The organism is Neorhizobium sp. P1_A6 (assembly GCF_056406795.1).
Genome location: NZ_JBFTZM010000006.1, coordinates 282,395 through 298,254, shown reverse-complemented (window position 1 = coordinate 298,254; position 15,860 = coordinate 282,395). Strand labels below are relative to the sequence as shown.

At 62.3% G+C, this 15,860-nt stretch carries 14 protein-coding genes; 1 reads left to right on the top strand and 13 read right to left on the bottom strand.

The features are described from left to right. Nucleotides 1-3 precede the first annotated feature (3 nt). The 8 genes from AC1D3C_RS15105 to AC1D3C_RS15070 form a co-directional block, all read right to left on the bottom strand. Nucleotides 4-855 carry a formate/nitrite transporter family protein gene (locus AC1D3C_RS15105; RefSeq protein WP_247033097.1) on the bottom strand — a complete coding sequence of 284 codons (852 nt, stop codon included), beginning with the start codon at nucleotides 853-855 and terminating at the stop codon, nucleotides 4-6. Nucleotides 856-903: 48 nt separating this feature from the next. Further along, the gene (gene nirD, locus AC1D3C_RS15100) at nucleotides 904-1,239 is read right to left on the bottom strand and encodes a nitrite reductase small subunit NirD (protein WP_038545923.1); all 336 of its coding nucleotides are present in this window, start codon (nucleotides 1,237-1,239) and stop codon (nucleotides 904-906) included. Nucleotides 1,240-1,243: 4 nt separating this feature from the next. Then, complete coding sequence (gene nirB / locus AC1D3C_RS15095) at nucleotides 1,244-3,694, bottom strand: nitrite reductase large subunit NirB (protein WP_477483442.1); 2,451 nt, start codon at nucleotides 3,692-3,694, stop codon at nucleotides 1,244-1,246. A 5-nt stretch (nucleotides 3,695-3,699) separates the two neighbouring features. After that, a complete protein-coding gene (locus tag AC1D3C_RS15090) occupies nucleotides 3,700-4,497 on the bottom strand; it encodes an ABC transporter ATP-binding protein (RefSeq protein WP_038545917.1) in 798 nt (265 codons plus the stop codon). A gap of 10 nt (nucleotides 4,498-4,507) precedes the next feature. Further along, on the bottom strand, nucleotides 4,508-5,401 hold the full coding sequence (gene ntrB / locus AC1D3C_RS15085) for a nitrate ABC transporter permease (protein WP_038545914.1): 894 nt from the start codon (nucleotides 5,399-5,401) through the stop codon (nucleotides 4,508-4,510). A gap of 62 nt (nucleotides 5,402-5,463) precedes the next feature. Continuing rightward, a complete protein-coding gene (locus tag AC1D3C_RS15080; RefSeq protein ID WP_477483441.1) occupies nucleotides 5,464-6,777 on the bottom strand; it encodes a CmpA/NrtA family ABC transporter substrate-binding protein in 1,314 nt (437 codons plus the stop codon). A 350-nt stretch (nucleotides 6,778-7,127) separates the two neighbouring features. After that, nucleotides 7,128-8,405 (bottom strand): CmpA/NrtA family ABC transporter substrate-binding protein, encoded by a 1,278-nt coding sequence (locus AC1D3C_RS15075; RefSeq protein WP_157885175.1) that lies wholly within the window; start codon nucleotides 8,403-8,405, stop codon nucleotides 7,128-7,130. A 37-nt stretch (nucleotides 8,406-8,442) separates the two neighbouring features. Next, on the bottom strand, nucleotides 8,443-9,030 hold the full coding sequence (locus AC1D3C_RS15070) for an ANTAR domain-containing response regulator (RefSeq protein ID WP_038545908.1): 588 nt from the start codon (nucleotides 9,028-9,030) through the stop codon (nucleotides 8,443-8,445). Nucleotides 9,031-9,181: 151 nt separating this feature from the next. Between AC1D3C_RS15070 and AC1D3C_RS15065 the strand changes: the two genes are divergently transcribed. After that, entirely contained in the window at nucleotides 9,182-11,623 is a 2,442-nt protein-coding gene (locus AC1D3C_RS15065) for a DNA translocase FtsK (protein ID WP_477483440.1), read from the top strand. 13 nt (nucleotides 11,624-11,636) lie between these two features. Here the strand turns inward: AC1D3C_RS15065 and AC1D3C_RS15060 are convergent, their stop codons facing one another. The 5 genes from AC1D3C_RS15060 to AC1D3C_RS15040 all read right to left on the bottom strand — a co-directional run bounded on the left by AC1D3C_RS15060 (nucleotide 11,637) and on the right by AC1D3C_RS15040 (nucleotide 15,854). Continuing rightward, entirely contained in the window at nucleotides 11,637-11,966 is a 330-nt protein-coding gene (locus AC1D3C_RS15060; RefSeq protein ID WP_477483439.1) for a hypothetical protein, read from the bottom strand. 29 nt (nucleotides 11,967-11,995) lie between these two features. Continuing rightward, nucleotides 11,996-13,165 carry a pyridoxal phosphate-dependent aminotransferase gene (locus AC1D3C_RS15055; protein ID WP_477483438.1) on the bottom strand — a complete coding sequence of 390 codons (1,170 nt, stop codon included), beginning with the start codon at nucleotides 13,163-13,165 and terminating at the stop codon, nucleotides 11,996-11,998. A gap of 93 nt (nucleotides 13,166-13,258) precedes the next feature. Further along, entirely contained in the window at nucleotides 13,259-13,795 is a 537-nt protein-coding gene (gene smoA / locus AC1D3C_RS15050; protein ID WP_477483437.1) for an NADH-dependent FMN reductase SmoA, read from the bottom strand. Beyond that, entirely contained in the window at nucleotides 13,792-14,685 is an 894-nt protein-coding gene (locus AC1D3C_RS15045; protein WP_477483507.1) for an aldo/keto reductase, read from the bottom strand. Before AC1D3C_RS15045 ends, smoA begins: the two co-directional genes overlap by 4 nt. 14 nt (nucleotides 14,686-14,699) lie before the next feature. Next, nucleotides 14,700-15,854 (bottom strand): LLM class flavin-dependent oxidoreductase, encoded by a 1,155-nt coding sequence (locus tag AC1D3C_RS15040; RefSeq protein ID WP_477483436.1) that lies wholly within the window; start codon nucleotides 15,852-15,854, stop codon nucleotides 14,700-14,702. Between the last annotated feature and the right edge of the window lie 6 nt (nucleotides 15,855-15,860).

Here is a 15,860-nt window from a genome sequence, read left to right as displayed (position 1 = left end):
GGTTCACTCCGCCGGAACGCCGGCAGGATTGCCGATATGGCCAGCCGGAACGCTCTGCTTGCTCTTCTTGCGGCCATGGGTCGAATAGAGGGTGAGGCCGACGAAGGTGAGGCCGCCGACAAGATTGCCGATGACGGTCGGGATTTCGTTCCAGATCATGTAATCCATGAACGAGAACTTGCCGCCCAGCAGCAGGCCGGAAGGGAACAGGAACATGTTCACGATGGAATGTTCGAAACCCATGTAGAAGAACAGCATGATCGGCATCCACATGCCGATGACTTTGCCGGACACCGAGGTCGACATCATCGCCGCGACGACGCCGGTCGAAACCATCCAGTTGCAGAGAACGCCGCGGACGAAGAGCGTCAGCATGCCCGCCGCGCCGTGCGCCGCATAACCGAGCGTGCGGCCTTCGCCGATATGACCGATCCTCTGGCCGACTTCGTTTGGTGCCTCGCTGAAGCCGAAGGTGAAGATGATCGCCATCATCACCGCAACAAGGAAGGCGCCGGCGAAATTGCCGACGAAGACGAGCGTCCAGTTGCGCATCACGCCGCTGGCGGTCACACCCGGCCGCTTGTCGATCAGGGCGAGCGGTGTAAGCGTGAAGACGCCCGTCAAGAGATCGAAGCCCATGAGGTAGAGAAGGCAGAAGCCGACCGGGAAGAGGATGCCACCGGCGAGAGCGTTGCCGGTCTGCACCGTGATGGTGACGGCGAAGGCGGCGGAAAGCGCAAGGATTGCGCCCGCCATGAAAGCCCGGATCAGGGTGTCGCGCGTGGACATGAAGATCTTCGCCTCGCCGGCGTCGATCATCTTCGTCACGAATTCCGTTGGTGTGACATAGGACATTTTTTTCTCGTCTCCCTAGAGCGTAGTCGTTTGAAATGGCCGCGCCGATTATTCGGCTGCGGCCAGCTGTTCTTCGAGTGCCATGAAGATGTCTTCGCCGCGCAGTTCGAGCCGGATGGTCCGGACCGAACCTTCGTCGGCGCCGAGCGCCTTGCCGGTTTCGAGCGAGATCACCCAGTTGTGCAGTGGACACGTCACCGAGGTACCGTGCACGATGCCCTGGCTGAGCGGCCCTCCCTTGTGAGGGCAATGATCTTCGATGGCGAAGACCTGGTTTTCAGCGGTGCGGAATACGCCGATCTTGCCTTGCGGGGTCTTCACGCAGCGCGCGCCGCGGAGCGGGATGTCGGTCAGCTTGCCGATTGCGATCCAGTTCATGTCCATCTCCTCACTCGGCTGCATGCGAATAACCGACCGTCGCCATCGGCCGGAACTCGTGTTTGTCCTTGCCGGAGACACGCTCCGACCACGGGTCGACCTGGGCGAACTTCTGGGAGAACACGAAGCGCTCGTAATAGGCCTGGCGCTTCTCCGTATCCGTCATGATCTGCCGGCGGATTTCGTCGAGGCCGATGCGCTTCGCCCATTTGTAGATGCGCTCGAGATAACGACCCTGTTCGCGGTACATCTGCGTGAGTGCAACGATGTATTCGAGCGCCTCGTCCTCGGTCTTCACCAGGCCGAGCACTTCGGTGCCCTTGATGTCGAGGCCGGCAGCGCCTGCGAAATGGATCTCGAAGCCCGAGTCCACGCAGATGACGCCGATGTCCTTGCAGGTCGCTTCCGCACAGTTGCGCGGACACCCGGAGACCGCCATTTTCAGCTTGGCCGGTGTCCAGGAGCCCCACATGAATTTCTCGATGCGGATGCCGAGGCCGGTCGAATCCTGCGTGCCGAAGCGGCACCAATCGGAGCCGACGCAGGTCTTCACGGTGCGCAGGCCCTTGGCGTAGGCCTGGCCGGAGATGAAGCCGGCCTTGCCCAGATCGGCCCAGACGGCAGGCAGGTCTTCCTTCTCGATGCCGAGAAGATCGATACGCTGGCCGCCGGTGACCTTCACCATCGGGATCTCGAACTTGTCGACGACGTCGGCGATCGCCCTCAATTCCTGCGAATTGGTGACGCCGCCCCACATCCGCGGCACGACGGAATAGGTGCCGTCCTTCTGGATGTTGGCGTGGACGCGTTCGTTGATGTAGCGCGACTGGTAATCGTCGGCATATTCATCTGGCCAGTCGCAGACGAGGTAGTAGTTGAGCGCCGGGCGGCATTTGGCGCAGCCGCAGGAGGTCTTCCATTCCAGTTCCTGCATGACCGCCGGGATGGTCTTCAGGCCCTTCGCCTTGATCAGGCGGCGGACGTCGTCGTGGCCAAGTTCGGTGCAGGTGCACATCGGCTGCACAGCCTTCGGGTTGTAGGCGTCGCCAAGCGTCAGAGCCATCAGCTGTTCGACGAGGCCGGTGCAGGTGCCGCAGGAGGCGGAAGCCTTGGTGTGGGCGCGCACGTCGTCGAGCGATGTCAGGCCCTTGGCGGTAATGGTCGAGGTGATCTTGCCCTTGCAGACGCCGTTGCAGCCGCAGATTTCCGCATCATCCGGCAAGGCTGCAACGGCCGCCATAGGGTCCAGCGGGGACCCTCCCTGGTAGGCCTGGCCGAAGATCAGCGTATCGCGCATCTCCGTGATATCGGTCGCCTTCTTCTTCAGGTCGTTGAACCAGGCGCCGTCTGAGGTCTCGCCGTAAAGAACCGTGCCGATGATGCGGTTGTCCTTCAGGACGAGGCGCTTGTAGATGCCGGCGGTAGCATCGCGCAGCACGATTTCCTGCCGATCGTCACCGTCGGCGAAGTCGCCGAGCGAATAGAGGTCGATGCCGGTGACCTTGAGTTTGGTGGGCGTGTCGGAATGCACGAAGGCCGGCTTCGTATCGCCTGCCAGATGCGATGCCGCGATACGGGCCATTTCGTAGAGCGGTGCGACGAGGCCATAGACCATGCCGCCGACCTCGGCGCATTCGCCGATTGAATAGATGTCGCCGTCAGACGTCTGCATTCCCGCATCGACGACGATGCCGCGATTGACCGCAAGGCCTGCTTCCTTGGCGAGGCCGGCGCTCGGGCGGATGCCGACGGCCATGACCACCAGCGTCGCCGGGATGATCGTGCCGTTATCGAGTTCGACGCCCTCGACCTTGCCATTGCCGATGATCTGTTTGGTATTGGCCTTGCAGATCACCTTGATGCCGCGTTCTTCGACGGCCTTCTGCAGCAGGTAACCGGCGGCCGGATCGAGCTGGCGCTCCATCAGCGTCGGCATCACGTGCAGCACGGTCACGTCCATGCCGCGCTGGGCAAGACCGGCTGCCGCTTCGAGACCGAGCAGACCGCCACCGATGACGATCGCCTTTTCGCGAGACTGGGCGGCGAGAAGCATGGCCTGGACGTCGTCGAGGTCGCGGTAGGTGATGACGCCCGGCAAATCCTTGCCGGGTACGGGGATGATGAACGGCACCGAGCCGGTGGCGATCACCAGCTTGTCGTAGCTTTCAGTGACGCCGTGATCGGAGGTAACGGTCTTCGCCGCCCGGTCGATCGCAACGATCTTGTGGCCCTTGTAGAGGGTGATCCCGTGGTCGATGTACCAGCCGTCGCCATGGATGACGATCTGCTCGAAGCTCTTTTCGCCGGAAAGCACCGGCGAGAGCATGATGCGGTCGTAGTTGACGCGTGGTTCGGCGTTGAAGATCGTGACGTCGTAGCGGCCGGGCGCCTGTTCGAAGAGGTGTTCCAGCATGCGCCCCGGCGCCATGCCATTGCCGATGATGATGAGTTTTTCTGTCATGGTTCTTACTCCGCGGCTTCAACGAAGCGGTGGCGTTCGTAGAGGAATTTCAGCACTGCCTCGCGGCACTTGAGATAGGTTCGGTCCGAGGCGAGCTCGATGCGGTTGCGCGGCCGGGGGATCGGCACGTCGAGCACTTCGCCGATCTTGGCGGCCGGGCCGTTCGTCATCATTACGATGCGGTCGGAAAGCAAAACGGCCTCGTCGACATCGTGGGTGATCATCACCATCGTGTTGCCGAGACGGCTGTGGATCTCCATGACCGCGTCCTGCAGATGGGCGCGCGTCAGGGCGTCGAGGGCGCCGAAGGGTTCGTCGAGCAGCAGGATCTTCGGTTCCATGGCGAGTGCCCGGGCAATGCCGACGCGCTGCTTCATGCCGCCCGAAATCTCGGATGGGCGCTTGTCCTTGGCATGGGCCATCTGCACGAGGTCCAGATTGGCCATAACCCATTCGTGCCGTTCGGTCCGGCTCTTGGTGCGGCCGAAGACCTTTGAGACGGCGAGGTTGACGTTTTCGTAGACCGTCAGCCAGGGCAGCAGCGAATGGTTCTGGAAAACGACAGCACGTTCCGGACCCGGCGCATTGACCTCACGGTTTTCGAGCAGGACAGCACCTGCCGAGACGGGTGTCAGACCGGCGATGAGGTTGAGCAGCGTGGACTTGCCGCAGCCGGAATGACCGATAATTGAGACGAACTCGGCCTTGGAGATCGTCAGGTTGATATCCTTCAGAACTTCGGCACGATTGCCGCCGCGGTCGAAATGTTTGTCGATATGGTCGAGCTTCAGATAGGCGTTCATGGTCCGCTCCTCAGTTTGCCGAAGCGCCGCGGGTGATGATCTTGCCGAGCGCGGAAACCAGCTTGTCGAGGGCGAAGCCGACGACGCCGATATAGGCCAGCGCGACGATGATGTCGGGCAGGCGCGAAGAGTTCCACGCATCCCAGATGAAGAAGCCGATGCCGACGCCGCCGGTCAGCATCTCGGCGGCGACGATCGCCAGCCACGAGAGGCCGATTCCGATCCTGAGGCCCGTGAAGATGTACGGGGCTGCCGACGGCAGCATGATCTTGAAGAAGAATTCGATCTGGTTCAGCCGCAGCACCTGCGCGACGTTGCGGTAATCCTGCGGGATGTTGCGCACGCCGACGGCGGTGTTGATGATGACAGGCCAGATCGAGGTGATGAAGATCACGAAGATCGCAGAGGGGTTCGAGTCCTGGAAGGCGGCGAGCGACAGCGGCAGCCAGGCGAGTGGCGGCACGGTGCGCAGCACCTGGAAGATCGGGTCGAGCCCGCGCATAGCCCAGACGGATTGGCCGATGATCGCGCCGATCAATACCCCGGCTACAGACGCAAGACCGAAGCCATAGGCGACGCGCTGCAGCGACACGAGGACGCGCAGCCCCAGGCCGATATCCTGCGAACCGTTGTAGAAGAATGGCGAGACGATCAGGTCATAGCTTTGCTGCCAGACGACATGCGGCGAAGGAAGCGAGGCATTCGGCGCCGAACAGAGGACTTGCCAGACGAGCAGGATCAGCGCCAGCACGATAACCGGCGGCACGACGTTGCGCAGTGTCGTCATGCCGATCTGCTTGAAATCGATCCTCGATACGGGCTTGCCGGAAAAGGGGACGATAGTTGCTGCCGGCTTTGCGGTAGCGACTGCGGAAACATTTTCTTTTTTTGCCAGGGCGGACATCTGCGCGCTCCTTAGAAAGGGAAAAGGCCGGCGCGTGCGTCCACGCGCCGGAGGTGGGGAAATCAGGACGCCGCCTTGATCGAAAGGCTGTCGAGATAGGCCGAGGGGTTTTCCGGATCGAAGATCTTGCCGTCGAAGAAGGTTTCCTTGCCGCGCGAGGAGGAAGCCGGGATGTCGGCTGCCGCGACACCGAGATCCTTGGCGGCATCGCGCCAGATGTCCTCGCGGTTCACCTGGTTGACCAGCGCCTTGATGTCGGTATTGCCCGGAAGGTAACCCCAGCGGATGTTCTCGGCCATGAACCAGGTGTCATGGCTCTTGAACGGGAAGGAGGCATTGTCCCTCCAGAATTTCATGAACAGGCTGGTGCCCTTCACGTCGCGACCGTTACCGTAGTTGATGTCGCCCTTCAGGCGTCCGAGGACGTCCTTCGGCGGCACATTGAACCACTGGCGGCGTCCGAGGATCTCGGCCATCTCCGCTTTGTTGTCCATGCTTTCGCACCATTGCTGGGCCTCCATGACAGCCATCAGCAGAGCCTTGGCGGCGTTCGGATTCTTCTCGATCCAGTCGGCGCGCAGGCCGAGCGCCTTTTCCGGATGGCCCTTCCAGAGTTCGCCGGTGGTGGCGGCGGTGAAGCCGATGCCCTGGTTGACGAGCTGCTCGTTCCAAGGTTCGCCGACACAGAAGACGTCCATGTTGCCGACCTTCATATTCGCCACCATCTGCGGCGGCGGCACGACGATGGTCGAGACGTCCTTGTTGGGGTCGATGCCGCCGGCGGCGAGCCAGTAGCGAATCCAGAGGTCATGGGTGCCGCCCGGGAAGGTCATGGCGGCCTTGATCTCCTTGCCCTCCGCCTTCTTCTTCTCAAACGCCGCCTTCAGCTTGGAGGCATCGAGCTGCACGCCGGTCTCGGCATATTCCTTGGCGACCGAAATGCCCTGGCTGTCGAGGTTGAGGCGGGCGAGGATCGCCATCGGCACCGGCTTGTTGTTCTGGGTCACCTTGCCGGTGTGCATGAGATAGGGGAGCGGCGAGAGGATGTGGGCGCCGTCGATGCCGTTGGCGGCACCGCCAAGCACGAGGTTGTCGCGGGTCGCACCCCAGGAAGCCTGCTTGGCGACGTCGACATCGGGGAGGCCGTGCTTGTCGAAGAAACCCTTTTCCTTGGCGATGACCAGCGGGGCGGCGTCGGTGAGCGCGATGTAGCCGAGCTTGATGCCTTTGACTTCCGGGCCGGCCCCGGCTGCGAAGGCGCCGGACGGGAATGCGGTCTTGACGGCGCCGACGAGGGCGACAGTGGCTGTGGTCTTGATCAGGCTGCGGCGGGTGATGCCGCTCGTCAAAATCCCAGTCTTCGAAATCTTGGTCATGCGCAGGTTCCCTCTGCTGGTTCTTAGGAATTCAGGCACAAAAAAACGCCGCTTGGAGATTGCGCCTGCGGAAACTGGGAGGAGTTTCCGGGCAGCAAAAACCTTGCGACGTCGATGTCTCTGGAAGCGCTTATCGCGCGCTTATCTGCTCCAATCGCCATTGACTGGGGCGATTATGAAAAAGCAAGCGGCGTGCCAAGTCCAATGTAATCCTCTAGGCCGTTGAAAATGAAATGAATTTCTTCTATGAAACTTTTGGCTTAAATTGTCGGCAATCTGTGCGACTGCAATATTTTTGTGCGGTTGCTAAATTGAATGCGCGCAATTGCTGTGCAGCACATCTCGGAAGATCAGACCTCGTCGCGGTCGGCGGGGATTGCGAGAGAGCTGCTGACGGCGAAATTTTCGACATAGGTCGAAACCTCGGAAGGGTCGAAGACATGGCCGTCCATAAAGCGGTCGCCGTCGCGATCGCCTTCGACGCCGATGTCGGGTTGCGTCGGCCCGATGCCGAGCGCGGTCCGATAGAGATCGGGACGATAGGCTGCCGCCGCGGCGGCCAAACCGTCCTCGCTGAACTCTATCTGGCCCCAGCGGATCATCTGGCTGTAGAGCCATAATGCGTGGCTTGGCCGCGGGTAGTTCGCAAAGCCGCGATGGAAGGTGAAATAATCGGCGATGACGCGCCGGTTGCCCTTGGCGTCGAGGCTGAATTCGCCGGACAGCACATGACGAATGATATTGACCGGGGCGCCGATGAAGCGGGGGCCGGCCAGGACTTCCGCCAGCGCATCATGGTTCTCCGCCTTGTCGCACCAGCGGGCTGCGGCATCGAGCGCGACGATGAGCCGGGAAACGGTTTCGGGATGGCTTTCGGCCCATTGCGGCCGCATGGCGATCACCTTTTCCGGCGCCGACGGCCAGATGTCCTGCTTGGCGGCGACGATGCGGCCGACACCGCGTTCGGAGGCGACCATGTTCCAAGGCGCGCCGACACAGAAACCGTCGATAGCGCCGGCTGCCAGCGCATCCGATGTCAGCGGTGGTGGAACGACGACAAGCTTGACGTCACGGTCCGGATCGATGCCGCCGGCGGCGAGCCAGTAGCGGAATTCGTAATTGTGCGAAGAGAACGGATAGGTCATGCCGAGCGTCGGCAGGGTCTCGGCATTGGCCTTCATGCTGCGGATCACGGTTGCCAGAGCCTGGGCATTTTCCAGCGCTCCCGCAGTCTCGGAAAGACCGGCCGTCTCGCGCATCCGGTCGAAGAGGCGGGTCGAGAGCGTGATGGCATTGCCGCCGCGGCCGAGCGAAAACGGCGTGATAGTCGGCGAGGGGTTGGAGCCGAGGCCGAGCATCGAGGCGACGGGCATCGGCGACAGCATGTGGGCGATGTCGAACTGGCGGAAGGCGAGGCGGTCGCGGACATTGGCCCAGGAAACGTCCTTGACCAGATCGAGCGTCAGTCCTTCCTTCGCGGCAAAGCCGAATTCGGCGGCGGCGATCAGCACGGATGCATCCACCAGCGGAATAAAGCCGGCTCGCAGGACTTTGGGCCCTTCACCGTCGGCGCGGGCAGGGGCGCCGAGATTGCTTCCGGATCGGTCGGTCTTGGTCATCATGTTCACTCCGGCTTTCTCCCGGACATTTCGGTACTCGACATCATCACATCAACAAGCCCGCGGCAGTCACAACGCTCTGGGCGATATCCGATATCTTCTTCTTTTCGTTCATCGCCGTCTGGCGCAGCAGAGCGAAGGCATCCTCTTCGGAAAGGCCGCGCATCTTCATGAGGATACCCTTGGCGCGTTCGATCACCTTGCGTTCCTCGAGCGCCGACTTCGCCTCCGCGAGTTCCCGCTGAAGCCGGCTGAAGGCGTTGAAGCGGCTGACCGCCATGTCGAGGATCGCCTTGACGCGCTCCTTCTTCAGCCCGTCGACCACATAGGCCGAGACGCCCGCATCCATCGCCGCTTCGATCAGGGCCGTATCGGAACGGTCGACGAACATGGCGATCGGCCGGCTGACGGTGCGGGTCAGTTGGAACAGATGCTCCATCATGTCGCGGTTGGGGTTCTCGATATCGATGACGATAACGTCCGGCTTCAACGTTTCGATGATGCGCGCGACGCCCTGGACCTCGTGGATGACCGTGACTTTGCTATGCCCAGCCTCCCGCAGCCCTTCCTCGATAATGGAAGCGCGGATGGCATTTTCATCGATAACCAGAATGGTGAGATCGGGTGCCGGCATCCTTATAGGAATGACGCAGCGCAGCAATCTTGGCAAGCCTGCTAATCCGCTAATCAAATCGTGCCATCATCCATCGCGTGGAAAGAACCGGTTAACCTTTATTTTCTACTTCCTGTGAGAATGTGCCGTTCCCGTATCTCGTCTGGTTGTCATGCAGTTCTCACGCAATAATCATCCCCAGAGTTCTGACCTCCCTAACGCCGAAGACGATGCCGTCGACGCGGCGCAGCAGCCTCGTCCCGCGCAGAGCCTCGCGGATTTCAATCAACCGGTTCTGGAGCAGGCGCCTTGGCAGGCGGCTTTCCGGCTGGCGCCGAACGTGCGATTCACCCGCACGCCCGAAAGCGTGCTCGCCCGCAAGGCGAATGCCGGACAGGCTCCTGAGGGGCCGGTCAATATGCCTGTTGCCGAAGAGATCGAAGTGATTCCGTCCGAAGTGTTCCTGACAGCTGCCACTCATGATTCTCCGGCAACCTATCAGCCGTCCGCCGCCCCCCTCGAACAGATCGCAGGCCTGCAGCAGCTTGCCGCGACGATGCGTTATCACGTGCCGGAAACGCATTCGGTGATCGTAACGCGGCCCGAACCGGTTCAGAAGGCGACACCTCTCGTGGCGCCGCGCCAGGACATCGCGATCTCCGATTTCGCCTTCTGGGACGCGATGCCGTTCGAGCTCGAAGGGCCAAATGTCGTTGAGGACGAAGCCCGACCGGTCGAATCGCAGGTGTTGCCGATCGTCGTGGCGCAACCCGGCGCCCCGGTCACGGATCTCTATCGCGAAGTGCCGCGCAGGACGGCAGCCAGGACCGTGGTCGTCGCGCCGTCTCCGAGACCGGAGCCGGTCAAGGCACCCGAACCGGTTCAGGCCGCTCCGCAACGCGTGGCGAAAACCAAGACACCGGTCGTCGTCGCACCCGTGCCTGCCCCTGTCGCGCAGCAGGTACCCGTACCCGCGCCGGTCATGGCCGCGGAGCCTGTTGCCCTGCAACCGGCTCCCGTCCAACCCGAAATCGCACGTCCGCGGACCGTGCGGCCGGCGGAAGCGGAATACGAATTCCCGCCGATCTCACTGCTCCAGGAACCGCAGGGCGAGCGTGGCCAGGCCATGCAGCCGGATGCGCTGCAGCAGAGCGCCGGCCTGCTCGAAAGCATCCTCGAGGATTTCGGCATCCGCGGTGAGATCATCGATGTGCGGCCGGGTCCGGTCGTGACGCTTTACGAATTCGAGCCGGCGCCCGGCGTCAAATCCTCCCGTGTCATCGGCCTTGCGGACGATATCGCCCGGTCGATGTCGGCGCTGTCGGCCCGCGTCGCCGTAGTACCCGGCCGCAACGTCATCGGCATCGAACTGCCGAACGCGACGCGCGAAACCGTCTATTTTCGCGAACTGATCGAGTGCGAGGACTATTGGGAGACCAAGCACAGGCTGGCGCTCTGCCTCGGCAAGACGATCGGCGGCGAACCTGTTATCGCCGAGCTCGCCAAGATGCCGCATCTGCTTGTCGCCGGCACCACCGGCTCGGGCAAATCGGTCGCCATCAATACGATGATCCTGTCGCTTCTCTACCGGCTTCGGCCGGAGGAGTGCCGGCTGATCATGATCGATCCGAAGATGCTGGAGCTTTCCGTCTATGACGGCATCCCGCACCTGCTGACTCCTGTCGTGACCGATCCCAAGAAGGCCGTCCTGGCGCTGAAATGGGCGGTCCGCGAGATGGAGGATCGCTACAAGAAGATGTCGCGCCTGGCCGTACGCAATATCGACGGCTACAATCAGCGTGCCGCAAGCGCCCGCGAAAAAGGCGAGGTCATCTCCGTCAGCGTCCAGGCGGGCTTCGACCGGCAGACAGGCGAAATCCTCTACGAAGAGCAGGAGATGGATCTCTCCCCCATGCCCTATATCGTCGTCATCGTCGACGAGATGGCCGACCTGATGATGGTCGCCGGCAAGGATATCGAAGGTGCGATCCAGCGACTGGCGCAGATGGCACGTGCCGCCGGCATCCACCTGATCATGGCGACCCAGCGTCCCTCGGTCGATGTCATCACCGGCACGATCAAGGCCAATTTCCCGACCCGCATCTCCTTCCAGGTGACGTCGAAGATCGACAGCCGCACCATTCTCGGCGAACAAGGTGCGGAACACCTGCTCGGCCAGGGCGACATGCTGCACATGGCGGGCGGCGGGCGGATTTCCCGCGTCCACGGCCCGTTCGTCTCGGATGCCGAAGTCGAACTGGTAGTCCGTCACCTGAAGACACAAGGCCGGCCGGATTATCTCGGCACGGTCACCGAGGACGAAGACGACGAGGAAGACGAGGACGCATCGAGCCAGGAAGCGGTGTTCGACAAGAGCGCGATGGGCGGAGACGACAGCGACGAACTGTACGACAAGGCCGTCAAGGTGGTCATGAAGGACCGCAAGTGCTCGACCTCCTATATCCAGCGTCGCCTTTCGGTCGGCTACAACCGCGCCGCCTCTTTGGTGGAGCGAATGGAGCAGGAAGGCCTGGTCGGCCCCGCCAACCATGTCGGCAAACGCGAGATCATTGCCGGCGGACGTTCTGCCACAGCCGAAGATTTCGGGGACTGATCGCCGGCAGCCCTTACCGCTGGCGGCAGATGAAGGGCAGGAAACTGCTCGCGGTGCCGAAATTCATCGCCGCCATGGTCAGCGCATTGGCGAGCTCAATCTCCTTGGGTGTGTGCGGGCAGACGTCCGCACCGCTCGAACAGCCATCGGCGATGAACTTTTCGTTGCCTTTGATGAACTCGGCGCTAACGCCCTCGAGCCCAATGAAATCCTTGGCCCGGTTCCAGGCGCGCTCGTAGCGGATGCATTTTTCCTTGGCCCAGGCTTTGATTTCAGCATCCTCGGCACGGGTGGGACCCAAGCTCGCCAGAGTGACGGCAAGGATCGATAGAATTCTGGTCATGTGGCACCCGGATCGATGGCTCCGGCGGATTACCGGCTGCGGATATAGTCGCTGAGCCGGTTTGCGGCATCCTCGACCTGCAGCGGATCGCGCAGGAAACAGGCACGCATGAAGCCTTGTCCGCCGGGCCCGAACGCGGTTCCCGGAGCAAGGCCGACGCCGGTCTTGTCGACGATCCTGAACGCCTCCCCGCGGCTGTCGGTGACGCCGTCGATCTTCAGGAAGGCATAAAGTGCGCCGGCCGGTTTTAGCGTTTCCACCCGGTTGGTGGCAATCAGCGCCTCGCAGAGGATGTCGCGGGATTTCCGCGCCCGTTCGATATTGGTGCGGATGAAATCGTCGCCCTGTTCGAGAGCCGCGATCGCGCCCTTCTGCATGAATTGGGCGACGCCGGACGTCGAATACTGGATGAGGTTGGTCAGCGTCTGGCCGATTCCAGCGGGTGCGACCATCCAGCCGACCCGCCAGCCGGTCATGCACCAGTTCTTCGAGAAGGAATTCGCAAAGATGATCCGATCTTCCGGCTCCATGACGTCCATGAAAGACGGCGCGCGGGTACCCTCGAAATAATAGAGGCCGTAGATCTCGTCGGCGACGATCCACAGGCCATGCTTGCGGGCGAGTTCAAGGACGGCTTTGAGGTCGTCTTGCGTCGCGGTCCAGCCGGTCGGGTTGGAGGGCGAGTTGATGAAGAGGGCGCTGGTCTTCGGGGTGATCGCCGCCTTCAGCCGGTCGATATCGAGCGCCCAGCGGCCGTCGGTAAAGCCGAGTTCGACGGTAACCGGCTTGGCTTCCGAAACGCCGATGGCGTTGACGACATTCGGCCAGGCGGGAGAGAGATAGATGATCTCGTCACCGGCGGAGGCGACGGTCTGGATGGCCAGCACGATCGACTGCATGCCGGAGCCGGTGACATAGATGTTGTCGACCGACAGGTCCCGTCCGTAGTGCCGCTGGTAATAACGCACGATCGATTCGCGGAGCGCCGGGATGCCCTGGGTCCAGGTGTAGAAGGTTTCGCCGGCGAGCAGGGCTTCGCTGGCGGCGCGGGTGATGAAATCGGGCGTCGGCAGATCGCCTTCGCCTATCCAGAGCGGCATCAGGTTGTCGCGGCCTCGGGCATAGGTGACGATCTCGCCAATGCCGCTGCGGGGCGCTGCTGCGGCGCGGGCGCTGATCTCCGGTCTGATGATTGTCATGGATTGCCCTGTCGGTCCTGGCTGGTTTGTCGCCAAACTGACTTGGCCCAACCGCGCCCGCGGGTCAATATTTTACCTGCCGGATTTTGTTGTTTACTGGCTGGTGGTGCTTGCGAAACGGCCGAAAGTGCCGCGGGAGAAACACAGCGGATCGCCTTCGCGGTGGGCTGCGCGCAGCACGCGGCCGAGGATCAGCGTATGATCGCCGGCATCATGCATCGAGGACAGCTCGCATTCGAAACGGGCGAGCGTGCCGGGTATGACTGGCACGCCTTCACGGTTCAGGTTCCAGCAAAGCTCCTCAAAGCCCAGGCCGCCGCGGGTGAACCGGGCGCTGAGCAGATCCTGGTCGGCGCTGAGCACATGGATGGCGAAGTGGTTCGCCGCCGTGAAGGCGGCGTGACGCGACGAGCTCTTTGCCGGCGACCAGAGAACGAGCGGCGGATCGAGCGACACCGAGGTGAAGCTGTTGACCGTCATGCCGATCGGGCCATCCGGCGTTGTTGCCGTCACCACAGTCACACCGGTCGTGAACGCCCCGAGCGCGTTGCGATAATGCCGCGCGGTCGACGCGTCCGGAATGAAGATCTGTTCGCTGGATATGCTTGCGGTGTCGGCAGTGATCATCATGGCACCTGCTTTCCGATTGCGGCTGTGTAGAGTTCGAACCAGGTCTGTCGGTCGATCGTCACCCTGGTGGCGTCCGCGCTCGTCGCGATGCGGGCGATATTGTTGGTGCCGATGATCGGAAGAATGTTTGCCGGGTGATGCAGCAGCCAGGCGAGCGCCACAGCCGACGCATCGACGCCTTGTTCTGCCGCTACCCGTTCCAGCACGGCCATCAGAGGCTGGTGTTCGGGTTTGAAAATGCCGCCGCGGGCGAGCGGTGACCAGGCCATCGGCGCGATATTGCGCTCCTGCAGGTAGGCGAGATCGCCATTGGTGAATACCTCGGCAGCGAGGAGGCTGATCTCGATCTGATTGGTGACGAGTTCGGCCTCCATGGAGGATTGCAGCAGCGAGAAATCCCAAGGACGGAAATTCGAGACGCCGACGGCACGCACCTTGCCGGATACGACCAGTGCATCGAGCGCCGGGCCGGTTTCGTCCGGATCCATCAACGGGTCGGGCCGGTGGATCAGCAGCAGATCGATATAGTCCGTTGCCATGTCACGCAGCGAGGCCTCGACCGAAGCGGTGATATGGGCAGCGCTCGTATCGTAGTGCTTGCCACGGACGGCGGAGTGGCGGCCAGCCGGCGCGACGATGCTGCATTTGGTGACGATCTCGATTTTGTCGCGCAGCGAAGGCGAGGCTTTCAGCGCCCCGCCCAAAATCGCTTCCGCCGTATAGCCGCCATAGATATCGGCCTGGTCCATGGTGGTGATGCCCTGCGCCAGGCAGGCTTCGATCTTCGCCTGAACATGTTTCGGCGAGGTATCGGCATCGTCGCCGATCCGCCACATGCCATAAACGAGGCGGCTGAGCTGGAGATCGGGCGAAAGTTGAATGCGATCCAGGTGATGAGGGGCCATCAGTGTCGTCTCCCGTTGCCGAGCGGCGTTGCGGGTGTCTCGGCCGGCACGCGACCATAGGCATGCGGCAGCGAACAGGTCTTGAGCTCGGGCAGCACCTTCTGGCCGAAATGTTCCGCTTCGTCGAGATGCGGGTAGCCCGAAAAGATGAAGGCCCGGATGCCCATCTTTTTATACGCCTCGATTTCCGAAAGCACCTGGTCGGCGGAGCCGACAAGTGCTGCGCCGCAGCCGGAGCGGGCACGGCCGATGCCGGTCCACAGATGGGGCTCGACGTAGCCAAACTTGTCGGCGAGTTCACGGGCCTTCGCCTGATGCGAAACACCGAGCGAGGTGCTGTCATGGGCGCGGCTGCGGATCAGCTGGCCGTATTCGTCGTCCAGCTTGGAGACGAGGTGTTCCGCATATTCGCGGGCCTCCTTTTCCGTGTCGCGGACGATCATGTGGACGCGCAGGCCGTAGTCCAGCGTCCGCCCATGGGCCGCGGCGCGGGCATGGACGGCCTTCATGCGTTCGGCCAACTGGTCCCTGGTTTCCGGCCACATCAGGTAGACGTCGCATTGGGCGCCGCAGAGCTCCAGCGCATCCGGCGAATAGCCGCCGAAATAGAGAAGCGGGCCGCCGTTCTGGTAGGGGCGGGCGGGCTCGGTGGTGATACCCTTGAAATTGTAGACCTCGCCCTCGTGGTCGATCGTGTCGCGGGTCCAGGCCTGGCGGAGGATCTGCACGACCTCATGGCTGCGGCGATACCGAAAGGCGCTGTCGGCGACTTCGCCGGGGAAATCGGAACTGATGACGTTGAGCGTCAACCGGCCCTTCAGCATGTGGTCGAGCGTGGCGACCGTGCGGGCGAGCATGATCGGCTGCATCTCGCCGCAGCGGATGGCAGCCAACAGATTGATCCGGTTTGTGATTTGCGAGGCGGCTGCGGCGAAGCTCAGCGTGTCCTGGCCGACCTGATAGGACGAGGGGCAGAGGATGTTGCGGAAGCCGAGCGTCTCGGCGCGCCTGACGATGTCGGAGCAATGCTCCCAGCTGGACTTCAACGCGTCATCCGGGACGCCGAGATAGGCGTAGTCGTCTGAGCACAGGGCGGCGAACCAGGATACCTCGGCGGCATCGAGATCCTGTGATGTTATGGGCACGACGGTCATCAAATT

Excerpts from the sequence above, each read along its gene's own strand:
- AC1D3C_RS15105 (WP_247033097.1), bottom strand. The coding sequence starts at position 855 with ATGTCCTATGTCACACCAACGGAATTCGTGACGAAGATGATCGACGCC.
- nirD (WP_038545923.1), bottom strand. The coding sequence starts at position 1,239 with ATGGACATGAACTGGATCGCAATCGGCAAGCTGACCGACATCCCGCTC.
- nirB (WP_477483442.1), bottom strand. The coding sequence starts at position 3,694 with ATGACAGAAAAACTCATCATCATCGGCAATGGCATGGCGCCGGGGCGC.
- AC1D3C_RS15090 (WP_038545917.1), bottom strand. The coding sequence starts at position 4,497 with ATGAACGCCTATCTGAAGCTCGACCATATCGACAAACATTTCGACCGC.
- ntrB (WP_038545914.1), bottom strand. The coding sequence starts at position 5,401 with ATGTCCGCCCTGGCAAAAAAAGAAAATGTTTCCGCAGTCGCTACCGCA.
- AC1D3C_RS15080 (WP_477483441.1), bottom strand. The coding sequence starts at position 6,777 with ATGACCAAGATTTCGAAGACTGGGATTTTGACGAGCGGCATCACCCGC.
- AC1D3C_RS15070 (WP_038545908.1), bottom strand. The coding sequence starts at position 9,030 with ATGCCGGCACCCGATCTCACCATTCTGGTTATCGATGAAAATGCCATC.
- AC1D3C_RS15065 (WP_477483440.1), top strand. The coding sequence starts at position 9,182 with ATGCAGTTCTCACGCAATAATCATCCCCAGAGTTCTGACCTCCCTAAC.
- AC1D3C_RS15060 (WP_477483439.1), bottom strand. The coding sequence starts at position 11,966 with ATGACCAGAATTCTATCGATCCTTGCCGTCACTCTGGCGAGCTTGGGT.
- AC1D3C_RS15055 (WP_477483438.1), bottom strand. The coding sequence starts at position 13,165 with ATGACAATCATCAGACCGGAGATCAGCGCCCGCGCCGCAGCAGCGCCC.
- smoA (WP_477483437.1), bottom strand. The coding sequence starts at position 13,795 with ATGATGATCACTGCCGACACCGCAAGCATATCCAGCGAACAGATCTTC.
- AC1D3C_RS15040 (WP_477483436.1), bottom strand. The coding sequence starts at position 15,854 with ATGACCGTCGTGCCCATAACATCACAGGATCTCGATGCCGCCGAGGTA.